Below are 17088 nucleotides of genomic sequence, written 5' to 3' on the forward strand. Positions count from 1 at the left end.
TGCTTAGTTTCACAAATGGGAGCAGTACGCACAAATGTGCTAAGGTGGTTCAACGCCACAGTGCTCCGTAAGGGTTGGAGAAGACCGATATGCGTGCCGCAGTGATGCATTCGCCCGGGGACATCCGGATGGAGGACGTGCCCAAGCCTTCCGCCGCGCCGGGCGAGGTGCTTCTCCGTGTGTCCGCCGTCGGGGTCTGCGGGTCGGACCTGCCGCGCATGCTCACAAAGGGCGCGCACCGGATGCCCATCATCTGCGGGCACGAGTTTTCAGGGCATGTCGCGGAACTCGGCGATGGCGTGGAGGACTTCGCGGAAGGCGACCTTGTCGGGGTTGCCCCGATGATCCCGTGCCGCGTCTGTGACCAATGCGCGACCGGCAATTTCTCGCGTTGCCGCGACTACGACTATTTCGGCAGCCGCAGGGACGGGGCCTACACGGAGTTCGTGGCTGTCCCCGTCGGCAATCTCCTGCGGGCGCCGGCCGGTGCCGACCCACGCGCCGTGGCGATGACCGACCCGGCCTCCATCGCGCTCCACGCCATCTGGAAGGCCCCGCCCACCGTCGGCCAGCGCGGCGGCGTGATCGGCTGCGGCCCCATCGGGCTTTTCGCCATCCAATGGATGAAGCTGATGGGGTGCTCTGAGGTGGTCGCGGTCGATGTCTCCGAGCGCAAGCTCGAGATGGCGCGCGAGGCCGGCGCCACCCACGCCTTTCTCGTCACCGACGCTCCTCCGCCCGGCCTGCTCTGCGATATCATCGTCGAGGCTGCCGGCCATCCCTCGTCGATCAACCTGGCGGCTCGCCTCGCTGCGCCTGGCGGCCATGTCGTGTTCATCGGCATCCCGGTCGGCGAGGTCCCCCTCGAGAACAGGACATTCCAGCACGTCCTGCGCCAGGAGGTGTCCCTGCACGGCGCCTGGAACTCCTTCGGCGCTCCCTATCCGGGACCGCAATGGCATGTGACGCTGGACAAGCTCTGCTCGGGCGAACTGCGGTGGGAGTTCATGATCACCCATGAACTCGGGCTGGAGGAATTGCCGGGCATGTTCGAGACCTTCAAGGGCAAGAACGACTTCTTCTCCAAGGTCATGTTCCGGCCCTGAGGTCGGGGCGGGAGGACCACATGGCAAGGCTCCTGGGCCTGGACTTCGGCACCGGCGGCGTCCGCGTCGGGGTATTCGACCTCGACCGGCGCGCCGTGCTGGGCGAGCGGGAGGAGGCCTATGCCACCCGTTTCCCGCGGCCAGGCTGGGCGGAACAGTCCCCCACCGACTGGTGGGACGCCGCGGGCCGGGCCACCCGCGCACTGATGCGCGATCTCGGCGGGCCGGAAATCCTGGGGATCTGCGCGGCCACCACGGCATCGACGGTCGTGGTGTGCACGCGCGACGGCGTGCCGCTGCGCCCGGCGCTGCTGTGGATGGACTGCCGGGCCGCGGCGGAGGCCGACGCCACGGCCCGCTCCCGCCATCCCGTGATGGCCTATTCGGGCGGCGGCGACGCGGCCGAATGGCTCGTTCCCAAGGCCATGTGGCTCGCCCGCAACGAGCCCGACACCTATGCGCGGGCGCAGGTCATCTGCGAGTGCCTGGACTACGTCAATTTCATGCTGACCGGACACTGGGTCGGGTCGCGCATGAACGCCACCTGCAAGTGGAACTACGACTCGGTCCGCAAGCGCTTCTACGACGAGGTGTTTGCCGAGTTCGGCGTACCGGACCTCGGCAGCAAGCTGCCGCGAGAGATCGTGCCGGTCGGCGGCGCCATCGCCAGCCTCAGCGCCGGGGCCATGGATCATCTCGGGCTCAGCAACCGGCCCGTCGTCGCGCAGGGCGGCATCGATGCCCATATGGGCGTCCTCGGTGCCGATACGCTGGCGCCCGGCGACCTTCTGTCGATCGGAGGTACGTCAGTCGCCAGCCTGTTCCAGCTGGCTGAAGAAGCACCGGTCCCGGGCTTCTGGGGTCCGTACCCGCATGCGCTGGTCGATGGCTACTGGCTGGTCGAGGCCGGCCAAGTCTCGGCGGGGAGCGTGCTGTCGTGGTGGTCCCAGGACGTGTTCCGCCTCGATGCCGCCGGGCTCGCTGAACTCTGGCGCGAGGCAGAGGCGCTGCCCGTCGGCGGGTCCGGTCTTCTCTCGCTCGACTATTTCATGGGCAACCGCACGCCCTTCCGCGACCCGCTCCTCCGGGGAGCCGTGGTGGGTCTCTCGCTGTCGCACGACCGGGCCGCGCTTTACCGCTCCGCGGTGGAAGGCGTGGCGCTGGCGTCCGCCAACGTCATCCGGCACATGCAGGCGCTCGGCACGCCCTGCAGGCGGATCGTGAGTTCGGGCGGCTACGCCAAGAACCGTCTCTGGCTGCGCGCGACGGTGGACGCCATCGGCATGCCGGTCCAGCTTTCGTCGAACGCCAACCTGACCATCGTCGGCACCGCCGCATCGGCAGCGGCGGGCGCCGGTCTCGTGGCCGACCTGTTCGAGGCCGCCTCTGCCGTGGTGCAGCCCACGACGACCATAGAACCGGACCCTGCTGCCCACGCCATCTATGCGGAGATGCTTGCGGAGTACCTGGAACTGACCGAACTTCTCGCGCCGGTCGCGCGGCGCCTGGCCGAGCGTCAGCTGCGGAGACCGAACCATGTCGGTTGAGAACATCGATCGCGAGGTCCAGTTTCGGGGACTTTCGCCCGAGCAGCGCGAGCTGCTGATGATCCAGGTCGCGAAGCGATACTACGAGCTGGACATGACGATGGGCGAGCTCGCCAAGGAGCTCGGCCTGACCCGCTGGCAGGCCAGCCGGCTGCTCGGAGAGGCCCGGGAAACGGGCATCGTCCGCATCGAGATCGTCCCGCGCGCTCCGCGCAAGCCGGATCTAGAGAGCCGCCTCGCAAAACAGTGGGGACTGCGGGACGCGGTCGTCGTGCCCGTCACGCAGGACCTCGACGCAGCGCTCCAGCTCGACCGGGTGGCCCAGGCCGCAGCGAGGCTTCTCGCCGGGCTCGGCCGGATTTCGCTGATCGGCGTCTCTTGGGGACGCACCATGAGCGCGGTCGCGCATCACCTTCCGCCCTTCTGGAACGAAGGCATGGAGGTCGTGCTGCTGAACGGCGCTACCACTGTGCGGTCCACCGCGGCGCAGACGAACAATGTCGCCGAGCGCTTTGCCCAGTCGGCGAGCGGGACGGCGACGCTGCTTCCCGTGCCGGCGATCCTCGGCCAGGCGGCGACACGGACCGCTCTCGAGAACGACCCGACCCTGGCCGGCGTGCTCGCCATGGCGGCGCGGGCCCCGGTAATCTGCTTCGGCATGGGCGCGATCAGCCCCGACAGCGTGCTTGTCCAGTCGGGCTTCCTGTCCGAAGCGGAAGCCGAGGACCTGCAGGCGAAAGGCGCGGTTGGCGACATCCTCAGCCGCTTCATCGACGAGGACGGCGCCATCGTCGACGCCGATCTCGACGCCCGTACCATCGGCCTCGAACTTTCCCGCTGCCGCGACCGCGATCTCTCGATCGGGGTTGCGGCCGGCCGGGCCAAGCACCGTGTTGTGCGCGCCTGCCTGCGCGCCGGCTACGTCAACGTGCTCGTCACGGACGAGCAGACCGCCCTCTTCCTCCTCAACGATGCGGACCATGGATAGAACCGGAAAGACCCGCAGGCCGGCGGCCAAGCTGCCCGACGCCTCACCGCCTCTCAGCGTCGTGCTCCCGGCCGGCAGCGAAGTGTCGCTGTCCAACGCGCCGCACCGGCGAAACGAGGGCACGCCGCTCCGCGTCGACTGGTTCGACGCGGTGCAGGTCAATCTGTCGGCATCGGAGCGCCGCGCCGGAACGCTGGGCACGCGCAGGACGGTGAAGAAGGAATACCAGGCCGCTTGGCTGGTGAAGGCTCTCCAGTGCATCGATCTGACGACGCTTGCCGGAGACGACACGCCGGGCCGCGTCCAGCGGCTCTGCGCCAAGGCCAAGCGGCCCTTGCGCTCCGATATCGTGGAAGGGCTGGGGCTCGCCGACGAGCCGCCCTTGGTGGGCGCGGTCTGCGTCTACCCGACGATGGTAGGGCCGGCCGTGAAGGCGCTGGAAGGCTCGGGCATCCCGGTCGCCTCCGTCGCGACCGGCTTCCCGGCCGGCCTCACGCCGCTGCCGCAGCGCCTGGCCGAGATCCGCTACGCCGTCGACATGGGGGCGCGCGAGATCGACATCGTCATCCACCGTGCCCAGGTGCTCACCCAGGACTGGGCCGGCCTCTACGACGAGATCAGGGCCATGCGGGAGGCTTGCGGCGACGCTCACCTGAAGGCGATCCTCGCGACCGGTGACCTGCGCACCCTCCGCAGCGTCTACAAGGCCAGCATGGTCGCCATGATGGCGGGCGCCGACTTCATCAAGACGTCGACGGGCAAGGAGGACGTCAACGCCACGCTGCCGGTCAGCCTGACCATGGTGCGCGCCCTGCGCGACTATGGCGAACTGACGGGCGAGGCCGTCGGCTTCAAGCCCGCCGGCGGGCTGCGCACGGCCAAGGACGCCGTATCCTGGCTCATCCTGATGAAGGAGGAGCTCGGTCGCCGCTGGGTGGAGCCAGACCTGTTCCGCATCGGCGCGAGCTCCATGCTCAACGACATCGAGCGCCAACTCGAGCATTTCCTCACGGGCCGCTACTCGGCCTCCTCCCACCACGCTCTCGCCTGAGGAGCCGCCCGTGCCGACCGTCAGGGACGTTCTGAAGACCATGGACTACGGCCCGGCGCCGGAAGCCGACACCCATGTCCGCGACTGGATCGCGAGCCACGCCGACGGCTTCCGCCATTTCATCGGAGGCGAGTTCGTGCCCTCCGCCGCCGACGGCGCGACCTTCGAGGTGGGGGAGCCGGGCCGCGGAACGCCGCTCGCCCGTGTCGCCCAGGGCGGCGCGGCCGACATCGATGCCGCCGTACAGGCTGCGCGGGCAGCCTACCCCGGCTGGTCTGCCACTCCGGGCCATGTCCGCGCCCGCTACCTCTACGCCATCGCCCGGCACGTCCAGAAGCGTGAGCGCTTCCTCTCGGTGCTGGAAGCGATCGACAACGGCAAGACCATCCGGGAGACGCGCGACATCGACGTGCCGCTGGTGGCCCGTCATTTCTACCACCACGCCGGCTGGGCCGAGCTTCTGGAGACCGAGTTTCCCGGCTACCAGCCGGTCGGCGTCTGCGGGCAGATCATCCCGTGGAATTTCCCGCTGCTGATGCTCGCGTGGAAGATCGCGCCGGCCCTTGCAGCCGGCAATACGGTGGTGCTGAAGCCGGCCGAGTTCACGCCTCTGACGGCGTTGGCGTTTGCCGGCATCTGCCGCGAGATCGGCCTGCCGCGGGGCGTGGTCAACGTCGTCTGCGGCGATGGCGCGACCGGCGCGGCCCTCGTCGAGCATTCCGGCGTCGACAAGATCGCCTTCACCGGCTCGACCGAGGTCGGCCGCATCATCCGGAAGGCCACGGCGGGAACGGGCAAGAAGCTCTCGCTGGAACTCGGCGGCAAGTCACCGTTCATCGTCTTCGAGGATGCCGACATCGACGGCGCGGTCGAGGGCGTCGTCGACGCCATCTGGTTCAACCAGGGCCAGGTGTGCTGCGCCGGCTCTCGCGTCCTCGTGCAGGAAGGGATCTCGGAGCGCTTCCTCCAGAAGCTCCGGCGTCGCATGGACACGCTGCGTGTCGGCGATCCGCTCGACAAGTCCTCGGACATGGGCGCGATCGTCGCGCCGGAGCAGCTCGAACGGATCCGGACCCTCGTCGGCAAGGGCGTCGAGGAGGGCGGTACGCTCTGGCAGTCCGCTTGCGCGCTTCCGGCGGGCGGGACCTACTTCCCGCCATCGATCTTCGTGGACGTCTCGCCGGCATCGTCGGTCAGCGAGGTCGAGATCTTCGGTCCCGTGGCGGCAACCATGACGTTCCGGACGCCGGAGGAGGCGGTCCAGCTCGCCAACAACACGCGCTACGGCCTCGCGGCCTCGATCTGGTCGGAGAACATCGACCTGGCGCTCGAGACGGCGGCTCGCGTCAAGGCCGGCGTGGTCTGGATCAACTCGACCAACATCTTCGATGCGGCTGCCGGCTTCGGCGGCTATCGCGAGAGCGGCTTCGGTCGCGAAGGCGGGCGCGAGGGTCTGTACGAGTACCTCGTTCCGGGCTGGGAGAAGGCCCTCGGCGATGTCGGGCAGTTGGCGACGCCGGCCTTCGACACGGCCTTTGGCGATCCCGTCGAGGCGCCGGGGGTCGTCGCCATCGATCGTACCGCGAAGCTGTATGTCGGTGGCAAGCAGGCCCGGCCCGACTCCGGCTACAGCTATGCTGTGAAGGGCCCGTCGGGGACGATCGGGCTCGCGGGCCTCGGCAACCGCAAGGATGTCCGCAATGCCGTTGAGGCGGCGGCCAAGGCCGGCAGCTGGGGCGGGCTTGCCGGCCACAACCGGGCGCAGGTGCTATACTTCATCGCCGAGAACCTCGAGGCGAGGAAGGACGAGTTCGTCGGCCGCCTTCGCTCCATCGGCCAGACCGCGGAGCGTGCGCTGGCCGAGACCGAGACCGCGATACGCCGCACCTTCTTCTATGCTGCCTGGGCGGACAAGTTCGATGGCAGGGTGCATGCGACCCGGTCGCGCCACCTCACGGTGGCGCTGCAGGAGCCGTTCGGGGTAATGGGTGTGCTTTGCCCCGACGAGGCGCCGCTGCTCGGGTTGGTGTCGATGGTGATGCCCTGCATCGCAATGGGCAACCGCGTCGTTGCCGTTCCGTCGCAGCTGCATCCGCTCGCCGCGACCGACTTCTACCAGGTGCTCGATACGTCGGACGTGCCCGGCGGGGTCGTCAACATCGTCACGGGTCCGCGCGAGGAGCTGGCGAGGACGCTGGCCGACCACGACGATGTCGCAGCGCTCTGGTACCACGGTCCCCGCGAGGGAGCCGCCGCCGTGGAGAAGGCCTCGGCCGGCAATCTCAAGCCGGTCTGGGCGTGCCGGGACGTAAACTGGCTGTCGGACGGCGAAGGGCAGGGGGCAGACTATCTGCGCCGGGCCACGCAGGTGAAGACGATCTGGGTCCCCTACGGCGAGTGAGCGTCAGAGCCGCTCGCTCGATCGCAGCTCCCGCAGGCGCTTCTTCATCTGCCGGAAGCGATCGACGTGTGCCGCGTCGCGGCGCAGCGCAACGGCCGTAGAGAGGATGTCGACGACCACGAGCGCGGCGATCCTCGAGATGGTCGGCGTGTAGATGTTGGTGTTGTCCAGCGCCTCCACGACCAGTGTCACGTCGCACTCGCGGCCGAGTGGGGTCTGCGCCCCGGTGATCCCGATGACCTTCGCGCCGTTCTCGCGTGCGGTGCGCGCGATCTCGATCACCGACCGGGTCGACCCGGTGTTCGAGATCACCACCGCGACGCTGCCCGGCTTCAGCATGGCCGCTGCGATGAACTGCTGGTGGGAATCGGACTGAGCGCCGCAGGGCACGCCGAACAGCGGAAACTTCTGCTGGGCGTCCGCGGCGACGATACCGGATGCCCCGAAGCCGAAGAACTCGATCGCCGTCGCCTGTCCAAGCAGGTCCACCGCCCGCGCCACTGCTTCTTTGTCCAGGTGGGTGCGGGCCCAGTCCAGGCTCGTGAGCGTGTAGTCGAAAATCTTGTCGACCACCTCTGAGGGTGGATCGGAATCCGCGAGCACGGAATGGGTGGCCGGTGTTCCCAGGGCAAGGCTGTGGGCGAGGCGAAGCTTGAAGTCCTGGAACCCCTCGCATCCGATCGCCACGCAGAAGCGGATGACGGTGGGCTGGCTCACATCCGCACCGAGCGCCGTCTCGGCCAGCGTCATGCGCACGATCCGCTTGGGCTCCGCCAGCACCAGATCGGCCACCTTCCGCTCGGACTTCCGCAGCGTGGAATGCGCCGAGCGCGCAACTTCGAGGATGTTCTGCATGCCCCGGTCTGAAAAAGCGACCGGGCGTGCCTCGGGCAGGGTCTGCGGATCAACCATGGGCGCGAGACTAGGCTGGAACGAGGTTGGCATCCAAGGGCGAAGCATGCGGGGTCGTTGCGATGCGGGGCGACGAACCGACGGCCTGCGCGAAAAGCACATCGCTCAAACGTGCACGCGGCAAGGACGGGTCAGGGACAGAGCGCCCGATGGTGCCGGATTGTTGTCAGCGTGCAGGCGACTATGACCACCTCTTCCCGTTGCAGTAAGCTGCAGCGGCGGGAAGGCCCGGATTCCAGGGTACGATCGGTTCGGCCGACCTCGCAACGGAGTCGATCGGGGAGGATCCGTGACCTGGGACGACGTGGTGGCTCTTGCAAAGCAATTTCCCGGGGTCGAGGAAGCGACGAGCTATGGAACCCCCGCGCTGAAGGTAAGGGGGAAGCTGCTGACGCGGCTGAGACCGGAAGATTGCAGCCTGACCCTTCACGACGTGCCCCGAGACGAGCGCGAGATGATGATCGAGGCCGACCCGGAGCTGTTCCACACGACGCCGCACTACACGGATTATCCCATCGTGCTGGCGCGCCTTTCCCGGCTGACACCTGACCGGCTGCGGCCATTCGTCGACAGACGCTGGCGATCGATCGCCGGCAAGCGGCAGATCGCGGATTACGACATGGCGCGAGGGTCGGACGGGGCGAGGCGATGATCGGCGGGTCCGTGGGCAGGGTGTTTCCCGATCCGGCCGACCTGATCGACTGGCTCATCCGGTCGGCGACCGCGAGTGAGGACGGGCAAGCCCTGCTTTCTGGGTTCTGCGAGGCGCTCGCCGGCCACGGCGTGCCCATCTGGCGCGCCAACATCGCCACGCCCACCATCGATCCGAACTTCCGGTCCCTGAGCTTCACCTGGCACAAGCGCGATGGAAGCTCGATCTATGCTCAGCCGCACGGACCGGAAGGCGACCGCATTTTTCTCCGCAGCCCGGTCAACCATTTGGTGCAACTCGACCAGCGCGCCGGACGATGGCGGATCGCACAGGGCGAAGGCTGCGCCGAGTTCACGCTGCTCGACGAACTCCGGTTGCAAGGCGGTACCGACTACCTGCTCCGCACCGTCCCTTTCGTCGCGTCGACGGCCCTGATGGGCGCCGCGATCTCCTTTACGACCGATCAGGCCGGAGGTTTCACCCAGGCAGAGATCGACCACCTCGACCGCTTTGTTCCCGCGCTGGGCTTGGCGGCCTACAGGCTCAATCTGTCCCGCACATTTCGCGACGTGCTGGGCGCCTATCTCGGCGAAATGAGCGCCGGCCGCGTGATCCAGGGGATGGTCCGGCGCGGCGAGAGCGAAGTGATCGAGGCCGCCATCCTGCTCGCCGACCTCAAGGGCTTCACGACCACCGCGGACCGGGAAGATCCGCTCGCAGTCGTGCGCACCCTGAACGCGTCGCTCGACGCCCTGGGATCGGCCGTGACCGGGGCAGGCGGCGAGATCCTGAAGTTCACCGGTGACGGCTTCATCGCCATCTTCCCTTGCGCTCCAGCTGGCGCGTCCGAATGCGACAGGGCGCTGGACGCGGCTGTCGAGGCGCATGCGCGCCTGACCGGCCTCCACGGTGGAGAGAGCCCCGCCGGAATGGCGTTTGCCGTCGACATCGCACTGCATTTCGGTGCGCTGGTCTACGGGAATGTCGGCACGTCCCAGCGCCTCGACTTCACGACGATCGGGCGAGCCGTGAACGAGGCAAGCCGGATGGAGAAGCTGTGCGATGAACTGGGCGTGAACTTGGTCGTCTCCGACCGCTTCGCGCGACGATGCACCCGGCCCTTGCGTGATCTCGGCACCTTCGAGCTGCGCGGCGTCTCCGGCAGCGTGCGGCTCTTCGCGCCAGGCGAACCCGGCAATCCCCAGTAGGGGAGAACGCCGCCACTCCAGCCTTCTTCACCGTTCCGTGACCGCTGGGCCGCTCCGTCGAGGCTCGGCCAGGGAATAAACGGGCCGGTCCGCCGGTCTGGATCTGCGTGGGGATGATCCCACACCTGATCCGGAGGCGGAGATGACCGATAACCACAGTGACGACGGCGAACAACGCGAAGGGCTCGATCGCCGCGGCTTCCTCGAATGCATGACCTGGGCGGGAACAGGCGTGCTCTGGACCCTGAGCTCCGGCCTCCCTCTTGGGATGGGGCTCGACCGTGCCCTCGCCGGGGAGGTCGCCCCGGCGCCTTTCTCGTTTCTGCAGATCAGCGACAGCCATGTCGGCTTCGACAAACCGGCCAATCCCGACGCGCTCTCGACATTGCGCGAAGCGGTGGACCGCATCAGGGGCCTGCCATCCCGGCCGTCCTTCGCCATCCACACGGGCGACATCAGCCACCTCTCGAAGGAGAAGGAATTCGATGATGCCGAACAGCTCATCAAGGCCATCGGCGTGCCCGTGTTTTACGTGCCCGGCGAGCACGATCTGCTCGACGAGGGCCAGGGCCAGGCCTATCTCGACCGCTTCGCAAAAGGCTCCCGCGGCGCAGGCTGGTACAGCTTCGACAGCAACGGCGTCCACTTCATCGGCCTCGTCAATGTCGTGAACCTGAAGGCGGGCGGCCTCGGCAATCTCGGCGCCGAGCAGCTCGAATGGCTGGAGAAAGATGTGGCCGGGCTGTCCTCCAGCACCCCGGTCGTCGTCTTCGCCCATATCCCGCTGTGGTCCGTCTACCCGGAGTGGGGATGGGGCACTGCAGACGGAGCCCAGGCGCTCGGCTATCTCGCACGCTTCGGGTCCGTCACCGTGCTCAACGGTCATATCCACCAGGTGATGCAGAAGGTGGAAGGCCGCGTCGCCTTCCACACCGCCCGCTCCACGGCGTTTCCGCAGCCCGCGCCCGGAACGGCATCCTCGCCCGGCCCGATGAAGGTGCCAGCCGGCGAGCTGCGCAAGCTCCTCGGGATCGCAACGGTGGACTTCGTCCAGGGCGGCGCCCCCCTCGCCATCATCGATCAACCCCTGATGGGCTGAAGCCCAGGAGGGCGGACGCGAGGCCGCGTCCGCCCCCACCCAGAACTGGAGCTCGTCATGTCTTTCCGCTTTACCGTCTGTCAGCGGTCGCGCCTGGTCCGGCGCGTCGTCATCGTCACCGTCATGGCCATGAAGTGGTTTCTCGTTCCGGCCTGCGCCGAGGAGGCCCGTGCCGTTCCCACCCCGAAGGAGATCGTCGTTACGATCGACAATTTCTCGTTCAATCCGCCTGAAGTCACAATCACGCCGGGCACGACGGTGACCTGGGAGAACCGCGACGACATTCCCCACACTGTCGTGGAAACGGGAAAGAGCTTCCGGTCGCACGCGCTCGACACGGGCGACCGGTTCTCGTTCACCTTCGCCGGCGCGGGAGACTTCGCCTATTTCTGCTCGCTCCATCCGCACATGACCGGCATCGTGAAAGTGCAACCGCCGCCGGGAGGTGCTGCTGCAGCGAGCATGGGCGGGGGGCACGCGGTGCCATGACCTACGATCCCGCTGATTTCCGGACGAGTTGGTGTAGCATCGCAGCCGGTTGCCTGATCTGGGCCGTCTTGCTGGCCGGCATTGCCGCAAGGGATGTGGCTCCCCGCTTCGGACCGGGCGAGCGTGCCGGTTCGGTCACCGTGACCTCGAAGCGGGAGCACTTCAGGGAAGCGGGGGCCAAGAGCGCGCCTGTGCTGTGCGCGAGCCTGGGGAGGTCCTCGTGACGTTCGGGAGACCAGCGATGGACCTTGCCGTGACGGCATGGGTGACTGGCGTGCGTGGGCCTCATTCTCCATGTCCCCGCCACCGCATTGCCTTTGTGCCCAGTCAGCTGTCCTTTCCCGCGGTCTCGGCGATGGTGGCCTGGGTGTTTGGAGCGCGGCGCAAGCGCGCTACGCCGGAAGGCCTCGCGGGCAACCCGTCGACGCTGTCGCGCTTCGAGCAGCAGGTCCTGCCGCATCTCGACGCCGCCTACACCCTCGCCGTGTATCTCTGCCGCGACCGGGACGCGGCGGAGGATGTCGTGCAGGACGCGTTCCTGAGGGCCTTCCGGGGCTTCGCCGGTTTCCGTGGAGACAATGCCCGGGCGTGGCTGCTCACCATCGTGCGCAACTGCCACCTCTCGTGGCGGGACGAACTCCGCCGGAGGTCGTCGGTGATGTCCGGCTCCGCTGATGGCCAGGGAGGCGACGAAGTGGCACACGGCCACGAGATCCCCGCGGACGATCCCGATCCCGAGACGATGCTCGTCAACGCCGGCGAGGCGGACGCCGTCCGCGCCGTCCTCGACGGCATGGCAGACGAGGCCCGCGAGATCCTGGTGCTCCGCGACGTGGAGGATCTCTCCTACCGGGAGATCGCGGACGTGCTGGACGTGCCGCTGGGCACGGTGATGTCGCGGATATCCCGGGCCCGGAAGGCGTTCGCCGCACGCTGGCGCTCAAGCATGGCCGCAGGAGAACAGCCATGAGCGGCGAGGCCGGACAGCGCCCCTGCGAAGACCGTGAATCCCTGCTGAACCTCTATGTCGATGGCGAACTCGACGTCGCACATGCACTGGAATGCGAGGCCCACATCGCACATTGCGCCAGCTGTGCGCGCCGCGTGGAAGAGCTGCGATCGGTCAAGCGAGTTCTGTCGGATCCAGGCTTCCGCCTCGCCGCGCCCGGCGCGCTGAGGTTGCGCGTCGCCAATGCCGTCGCAGCGGAGGCGGGAACGGTCGCGGCCCTGACTCACCGGACCGCTTCGGCCCCGCGCCTCGGCCTCGTCGACCGCTTGGGGCGATGGGGCCTGGCCCCCGCGCTGGCAGCACTGGTCGTTGCCGCGGGGCTTTTCCTCGCGCCCCCACGCGGCGACGCGACGCTCCAGTCGGAGCTGGTGGGAAGCCATGTGCGATCGCTTCTGGCCAGTCACCTGACCGACGTCACGACCTCGGACCAGCACCAGGTCAAGCCGTGGTTCAACGGCAAGGTCGATTTCTCGCCACCCGTCATCGACTTGGCCGCCCGCGGCTTCCCCTTGCAGGGCGGACGGCTCGATTACGTCGACCGGAAGGTCGTGGCCGCGCTCGTCTACAAGCGAAACGGCCATGTCATCAACCTGTTCGTCTGGCCGGGCTCCGGCGCGCGGACGAAGGCCGCGGCGGAGGAAGGTTACAGCATCCTCTCCTGGGAACAGGCAGGCCTCCAGTTCTGGGCCGTGTCCGACCTCAACCCGACGGAGCTGCGCGAATTCCAGGAGGACTACGCCGAGGCCGCGCCGCGCTGAAACTGTCCGGCGCGGCCGTGGACGTTACGCCGCCAGTGCGCGGTGGGAAGGCAGCGTACCCTCGTAACGGAGCCGGTCAGGCTGTCGTCCTCCGCGGATCCGCACCGGCGAGCAGCGCATCGATCTCGGCGCGGGAGGGACAGGCGCCGGACGTCCCCGGCCGCGCCACGGACAGTGATGCCGCGGCGATCGCCACGTCGAGGGCGAGGCGCACCTCCTTGCCCCGCGCGAGCAATCCCGCGAATACGCCGCAGACGACGTCGCCCGCCCCCGCGGTGTCCGTGGCGCGAACGCCGGGGCTTGCCGTGCGGTAGATGCCGCCGGGATCGACGAGGACGGCGCCACCGGCGCCGAGTGTCACCACCACCCCGCCGGCGCCCATCGTGATGAGGCGCCTTGCGCTTCCCGCCGGGTCGGCGTGCTCCGTCAGCATCTGGGCTTCGCCCCGGTTGGCCACGATCCAGGTGACGAGCGGCCAGGGCATCGACGCGACCGTGGCAATGGGGCTCGGGTTGAAGATGGTCACCGCACCGCGCTCGTGGCCCAGCGCCAGGCAGGCTTCGGTCACGTCCGGCGACAGGTTTCCTTGCATGACCAAAATGTCGCCCTCCTCCAGGGCCGCGTCCAGGGCAGGCGTGGAGAGCGGATCGTAGGCGGCGGCGCAGTCGATGGAGCTGACGATCAGGTTGTCGCCTGCAGCATCGACGAAGATCGTGGAACGGTCCGTCTCCAGGTCCATGGCCGTCAGCGTCGCGTCTGTGATCGCCTCGGCAGCCAGCAACTCCCGGATGCGGCGGGCGCCGTCATCCTTGCCGAGGGCGGCCCACAGCCGCACGTCGGCGCCGGCCCGCGCCGCGGCGACGGCCTGGTTCAGCCCCTTGCCGCCGAGATCGTGGTGCAGGCCGCTGGCGACGAGCGTCTCGCCCACGAGCGGGAAGCGCGGCATGCGCCAGGTCGTGTCGATGCCGGCGTTGCCCACCACGTGGACGAGAGGGTGCCTGCCGGGTCCCATGCCGGAATGCCGTCAGCGCGCCGCCGTGGCCCAGTCGAGGGCTGCGGTCCAGAGCCGGCCGTAACCCTCCCAGGCACAGGATTCCGGGGGCAGCCAGTGCGGCCCGATGTCGGAGGTCCAGGCCACTGTCCGGCCGCGTCCGGCGGTGCCGGTGACCAGAAGGGGCAGGGAGCCATACGCCGTGGAGACGGTCGCCAGCACCTGCGCGCCAGGCTTCGCCACCACCTCGTTGAAGCCGAGCAGGAAAGGCCACTCGCCAGGGACGGCGGCGAGGATCGGGTGGTCGGCCGGCCCGGTGAGGACGGGCTGGAAGCCCTCCGGCACCTCGACCCGGTCGTCGACGGGAAGGCAGGTGACCGGCAGGACCTGCTCCACGGGAGACTTGTGATAGCGGGCGCCACCGTTGATGCCCTGGAAGCTGTAGTAGCCGCCGAACATCAGCAGGGCGCCGCCATTCTCGACATAGGTCTTCAGCGCGGCAAGGCGGTTCGGCGTGCGGCGGCTGTGGATCCATGTGTCGGGATGGAGCAGCAGGGTGTTGGAGCCGAGGTCCGACAGGATCACGGCGTCGTAGGCGGCCAGGGCCTCGGCCGTCTGGGGGAAATCCCGCTGGGCCTCGTGCGCAGGCATAAAGGTGACGTCGTAGTCGCCGCCCTTCATGGCCGCGAGGAATTCGTTGGCGCCGGTATGGTAGGTCACCGTGGGAAACTGGTCGAAGCCCTTGATGTGAGTGGCCGTGGACACCCACGACTCCCCGGCGAGCAGAACTCTTTTCTTCGTCATGACAGCCTCGCGGTCATGCTGCGTCGGAGAAGACGCGGCGGGGATTGCTCTTCATGAGCAGGTCGATCGTGCCCTGGTCCATCCCGTGGCGCTTCAGGCGCGGCACGAAGTGGCGCAGGATGTAGCCGTAGCCGAAACCGCCGAAGCGGGTCAGCATCATCTTCAGGAACACGTCCTGGGAGAGCAGCAGGCGATCCCCGTAGCCCTTGTCGACCAAGCGGACGATGGCCCTGGCATTCTCCTCGTCCGAGGGGCTCTGGGCGCGCTGATCGGCATAGTAGTAGTCCATGCCGATCATGTCGTACTCGAGGAAGGCGCCGCGGTCGGCGAGGCTCGCCTGATAGGCGAGGTCGTCGTGGCTGGGGTTCATGTGGCAGAGGATGGTATGCCGGAGGTCGGCTCCCTCGGCCTCGACCACGTCGAGCACCTCGTGTCCCCTGCGCTCCCAGCCCGGCAGGTGGATGGACAGGGGAACTCCGGTCAGCCGTGCGGCCCTCGCCGCACCGCGCAACGACTTGCGCTCGGCCTCCGTGAAATCCTTGGAGACGCCGATCTCGCCGATGAGCCCCGCCATGATCTCGGGCTGCTCGTCGCCGCCACCGACGTCATGCACGATGACGCGGGCGATGTCGTCGACATCCATGGTCTTGACGTCGTCGGGGTGTGAGGCCTCGAGATAGTAGCCCGAACCCATGACCACGTTCAGGCGGGTGCGCCTGGAGATGCGCGCCAGAGCCAGGGGATCCCGGCCGATCCCGAAGCAGGTGGGATCGACGACCGTGTGCCCCCCGAGATCGGCAAAGCGGTTCAGCTCGGACAGTGCGAGGTCCACGTCCAGCAGGAAGCAATTGTCGCGGTTGAGAAAGGGATTCATCCGCAACTCGCCGATGATCTCCATGGAGACCGGCTGCTCCGCGATGGCGATCTCGGATGCACAGCAGGGGCGCTTCCACCAGCTGGATGTGTCCAGCAGGATGTGCTCGTGCATCAACGTTACGCCCATGGCCTCGACGGGGATGGGGCCGAGAACTGTCATCACCGTTCCGGAACGAACCCCGACGGCGGCTCTGGTCGATGTCATCGCGGTGGCTCCGGAGGCTCAGCGGGTCTTCGAGGCGCGCCTGAACAGGCGGAAGTTCAGCCAGATCGCGCCGAGGATGATGAACCCGGTCACGATCGGGGAGAGGAAGGGCGACATGTGCGACAAGATCAGCCCGTTCGCGATCACCGCGACCGTGAGGGCGCCGAGAATGGTGCCGACCACCGTGCCGCGGCCCCCGAACAGGCTGGTGCCGCCCAGGACCACCGCTGCGATCACGTCGAGTTCGAAGCCGAGGCCGGCGTTGGAAGAGCCAGATCCGAGCCTCGCGGTCAGGATGACGCCTGCCAGCGCCGCCGAGGCGCTGGAGATCATGTAGACCGCGAGACCCGTGCGGCGGATGTCGACGCCGGCCCGGCGAACCGCCTCGGCGTTCGAGCCCATCCCGGTCACGTAGCGCCCGAACCGGGTGGCGTTGAACACGATGTACACGACCGCGAGGACCGCCATGGCGAGGAGCGCCGGCAGCGGCAGTCCGAGGATCCAGGCCCGGCCGATGTCGCCGAAGCCACTGGCCGGATCCACGGGGATGGAATAGCCCCCTGTCAGCAGCAGGGCGAAGCCACGGATCACGGACAGGCCAGCCAGCGTCACGATGAAGGCGGGGACGCCCTCATAGGCGATGAAGAACCCCTGGATGGCGCCGATCATGGCTCCGCAGAGGAGCATGGCCACCACGACTACCGGCCAGGGCAGGCCTGCCTGGAGCAGGGTGGCCGAGAGCGCGGAAACGAGGGCGATCACGGACCCGACCGAGAGGTCGATGCCGCCCGTGGTGATCACCAGCGTCATGGTCGCGGCGACGATCAGCAGCGGCGCGGACTGGCGCAGGATGTTGAGAATGTTGTTCGACGTGAGAAAGCTCTGCGTTACCAGCGCGAACAGGATGCAGACGGCCGCGAAGAACAGGGCGATCGAGGCGACGCCACCAAGCGCCACGAAGCGGTCGCGCAGGGTGAGGTGGCGCGTCCGCG

16 protein-coding genes are annotated in these 17088 nt (G+C 68.1%); 11 read left to right on the plus strand and 5 right to left on the minus strand.

The window, feature by feature from the left end; genetic code table 11:
- The first annotated feature begins 89 nt into the window (after positions 1-89).
- From AC5JCN_RS22965 to AC5JCN_RS22985, 5 genes are read left to right on the plus strand one after another with little or no spacing between them, the layout of a single operon-like run.
- A complete protein-coding gene (locus tag AC5JCN_RS22965) occupies positions 90-1106 on the plus strand; it encodes a galactitol-1-phosphate 5-dehydrogenase (protein WP_495757415.1) in 1017 nt (338 codons plus the stop codon).
- Between the two features lie 20 nt (positions 1107-1126).
- On the plus strand, positions 1127-2653 hold the full coding sequence (locus AC5JCN_RS22970) for an FGGY-family carbohydrate kinase (protein WP_495757416.1): 1527 nt from the start codon (positions 1127-1129) through the stop codon (positions 2651-2653).
- Positions 2643-3641 (plus strand): sugar-binding transcriptional regulator, encoded by a 999-nt coding sequence (locus AC5JCN_RS22975; RefSeq protein ID WP_495757417.1) that lies wholly within the window; start codon positions 2643-2645, stop codon positions 3639-3641. Before AC5JCN_RS22970 ends, AC5JCN_RS22975 begins: the two co-directional genes overlap by 11 nt.
- 31 nt (positions 3642-3672) lie before the next feature.
- The gene (gene deoC / locus AC5JCN_RS22980; protein WP_495757703.1) at positions 3673-4692 is read left to right on the plus strand and encodes a deoxyribose-phosphate aldolase; all 1020 of its coding nucleotides are present in this window, start codon (positions 3673-3675) and stop codon (positions 4690-4692) included.
- A 10-nt stretch (positions 4693-4702) separates the two neighbouring features.
- A complete protein-coding gene (locus AC5JCN_RS22985; protein ID WP_495757418.1) occupies positions 4703-7093 on the plus strand; it encodes an aldehyde dehydrogenase family protein in 2391 nt (796 codons plus the stop codon).
- A gap of 3 nt (positions 7094-7096) precedes the next feature.
- Here AC5JCN_RS22985 and AC5JCN_RS22990 read toward each other — a convergent pair whose 3' ends face one another.
- Positions 7097-7948 carry an SIS domain-containing protein gene (locus AC5JCN_RS22990; RefSeq protein ID WP_495757419.1) on the minus strand — a complete coding sequence of 284 codons (852 nt, stop codon included), beginning with the start codon at positions 7946-7948 and terminating at the stop codon, positions 7097-7099.
- Between the two features lie 346 nt (positions 7949-8294).
- Here AC5JCN_RS22990 and AC5JCN_RS22995 point away from each other — a divergent pair, with 346 nt between their 5' ends.
- The 6 genes from AC5JCN_RS22995 (at position 8295) to AC5JCN_RS23020 (ending at position 13220) form a co-directional block, all read left to right on the plus strand.
- Positions 8295-8657: an MmcQ/YjbR family DNA-binding protein gene (locus AC5JCN_RS22995; RefSeq protein WP_495757420.1), complete on the plus strand. Its 363-nt coding sequence runs from the start codon at positions 8295-8297 to the stop codon at positions 8655-8657.
- Entirely contained in the window at positions 8654-9865 is a 1212-nt protein-coding gene (locus tag AC5JCN_RS23000) for an adenylate/guanylate cyclase domain-containing protein (RefSeq protein ID WP_495757421.1), read from the plus strand. The genes AC5JCN_RS22995 and AC5JCN_RS23000 overlap by 4 nt, the downstream gene beginning before the upstream one ends.
- A gap of 142 nt (positions 9866-10007) precedes the next feature.
- Positions 10008-10964 (plus strand): metallophosphoesterase family protein, encoded by a 957-nt coding sequence (locus tag AC5JCN_RS23005; protein WP_495757422.1) that lies wholly within the window; start codon positions 10008-10010, stop codon positions 10962-10964.
- Positions 10965-11093: 129 nt separating this feature from the next.
- Positions 11094-11453 (plus strand): cupredoxin domain-containing protein, encoded by a 360-nt coding sequence (locus AC5JCN_RS23010; protein ID WP_495757704.1) that lies wholly within the window; start codon positions 11094-11096, stop codon positions 11451-11453.
- Positions 11454-11694: 241 nt separating this feature from the next.
- Complete coding sequence (locus tag AC5JCN_RS23015) at positions 11695-12423, plus strand: sigma-70 family RNA polymerase sigma factor (RefSeq protein WP_495757423.1); 729 nt, start codon at positions 11695-11697, stop codon at positions 12421-12423.
- Entirely contained in the window at positions 12420-13220 is an 801-nt protein-coding gene (locus AC5JCN_RS23020) for an anti-sigma factor family protein (RefSeq protein WP_495757424.1), read from the plus strand. The genes AC5JCN_RS23015 and AC5JCN_RS23020 overlap by 4 nt, the downstream gene beginning before the upstream one ends.
- 76 nt (positions 13221-13296) lie before the next feature.
- On the opposite strand, the gene AC5JCN_RS23025 is transcribed toward AC5JCN_RS23020, so the two are convergent.
- The 4 genes from AC5JCN_RS23025 to AC5JCN_RS23040 are packed head-to-tail and all read right to left on the minus strand — an operon-like array spanning position 13297 to position 17068.
- Positions 13297-14232, minus strand: a complete 936-nt coding sequence (locus AC5JCN_RS23025; RefSeq protein ID WP_495757425.1) for a PfkB family carbohydrate kinase — start codon at positions 14230-14232, stop codon at positions 13297-13299.
- A gap of 12 nt (positions 14233-14244) precedes the next feature.
- Positions 14245-15015, minus strand: a complete 771-nt coding sequence (locus AC5JCN_RS23030) for a glutamine amidotransferase (protein ID WP_495757426.1) — start codon at positions 15013-15015, stop codon at positions 14245-14247.
- A gap of 13 nt (positions 15016-15028) precedes the next feature.
- Positions 15029-16096 (minus strand): phosphotriesterase family protein, encoded by a 1068-nt coding sequence (locus AC5JCN_RS23035; RefSeq protein WP_495757427.1) that lies wholly within the window; start codon positions 16094-16096, stop codon positions 15029-15031.
- 18 nt (positions 16097-16114) lie between these two features.
- Positions 16115-17068, minus strand: a complete 954-nt coding sequence (locus tag AC5JCN_RS23040; protein WP_495757705.1) for an ABC transporter permease — start codon at positions 17066-17068, stop codon at positions 16115-16117.
- Positions 17069-17088: the final 20 nt, after the last annotated feature.

Source organism: Alsobacter sp. (assembly GCF_059501845.1).

What these genes read in the sequence shown, in the direction of transcription:
- AC5JCN_RS22965 (WP_495757415.1), top strand. Translation starts at nt 90, where the DNA reads ATGCGTGCCGCAGTGATGCATTCGCCCGGGGACATCCGGATGGAGGAC.
- AC5JCN_RS22970 (WP_495757416.1), top strand. Translation starts at nt 1,127, where the DNA reads ATGGCAAGGCTCCTGGGCCTGGACTTCGGCACCGGCGGCGTCCGCGTC.
- AC5JCN_RS22975 (WP_495757417.1), top strand. Translation starts at nt 2,643, where the DNA reads ATGTCGGTTGAGAACATCGATCGCGAGGTCCAGTTTCGGGGACTTTCG.
- AC5JCN_RS22990 (WP_495757419.1), bottom strand. Translation starts at nt 7,948, where the DNA reads ATGCAGAACATCCTCGAAGTTGCGCGCTCGGCGCATTCCACGCTGCGG.
- AC5JCN_RS23000 (WP_495757421.1), top strand. Translation starts at nt 8,654, where the DNA reads ATGATCGGCGGGTCCGTGGGCAGGGTGTTTCCCGATCCGGCCGACCTG.
- AC5JCN_RS23005 (WP_495757422.1), top strand. Translation starts at nt 10,008, where the DNA reads ATGACCGATAACCACAGTGACGACGGCGAACAACGCGAAGGGCTCGAT.
- AC5JCN_RS23010 (WP_495757704.1), top strand. Translation starts at nt 11,094, where the DNA reads ATGAAGTGGTTTCTCGTTCCGGCCTGCGCCGAGGAGGCCCGTGCCGTT.
- AC5JCN_RS23015 (WP_495757423.1), top strand. Translation starts at nt 11,695, where the DNA reads ATGGACCTTGCCGTGACGGCATGGGTGACTGGCGTGCGTGGGCCTCAT.
- AC5JCN_RS23020 (WP_495757424.1), top strand. Translation starts at nt 12,420, where the DNA reads ATGAGCGGCGAGGCCGGACAGCGCCCCTGCGAAGACCGTGAATCCCTG.
- AC5JCN_RS23025 (WP_495757425.1), bottom strand. Translation starts at nt 14,232, where the DNA reads ATGGGACCCGGCAGGCACCCTCTCGTCCACGTGGTGGGCAACGCCGGC.
- AC5JCN_RS23030 (WP_495757426.1), bottom strand. Translation starts at nt 15,015, where the DNA reads ATGACGAAGAAAAGAGTTCTGCTCGCCGGGGAGTCGTGGGTGTCCACG.
- AC5JCN_RS23035 (WP_495757427.1), bottom strand. Translation starts at nt 16,096, where the DNA reads ATGACATCGACCAGAGCCGCCGTCGGGGTTCGTTCCGGAACGGTGATG.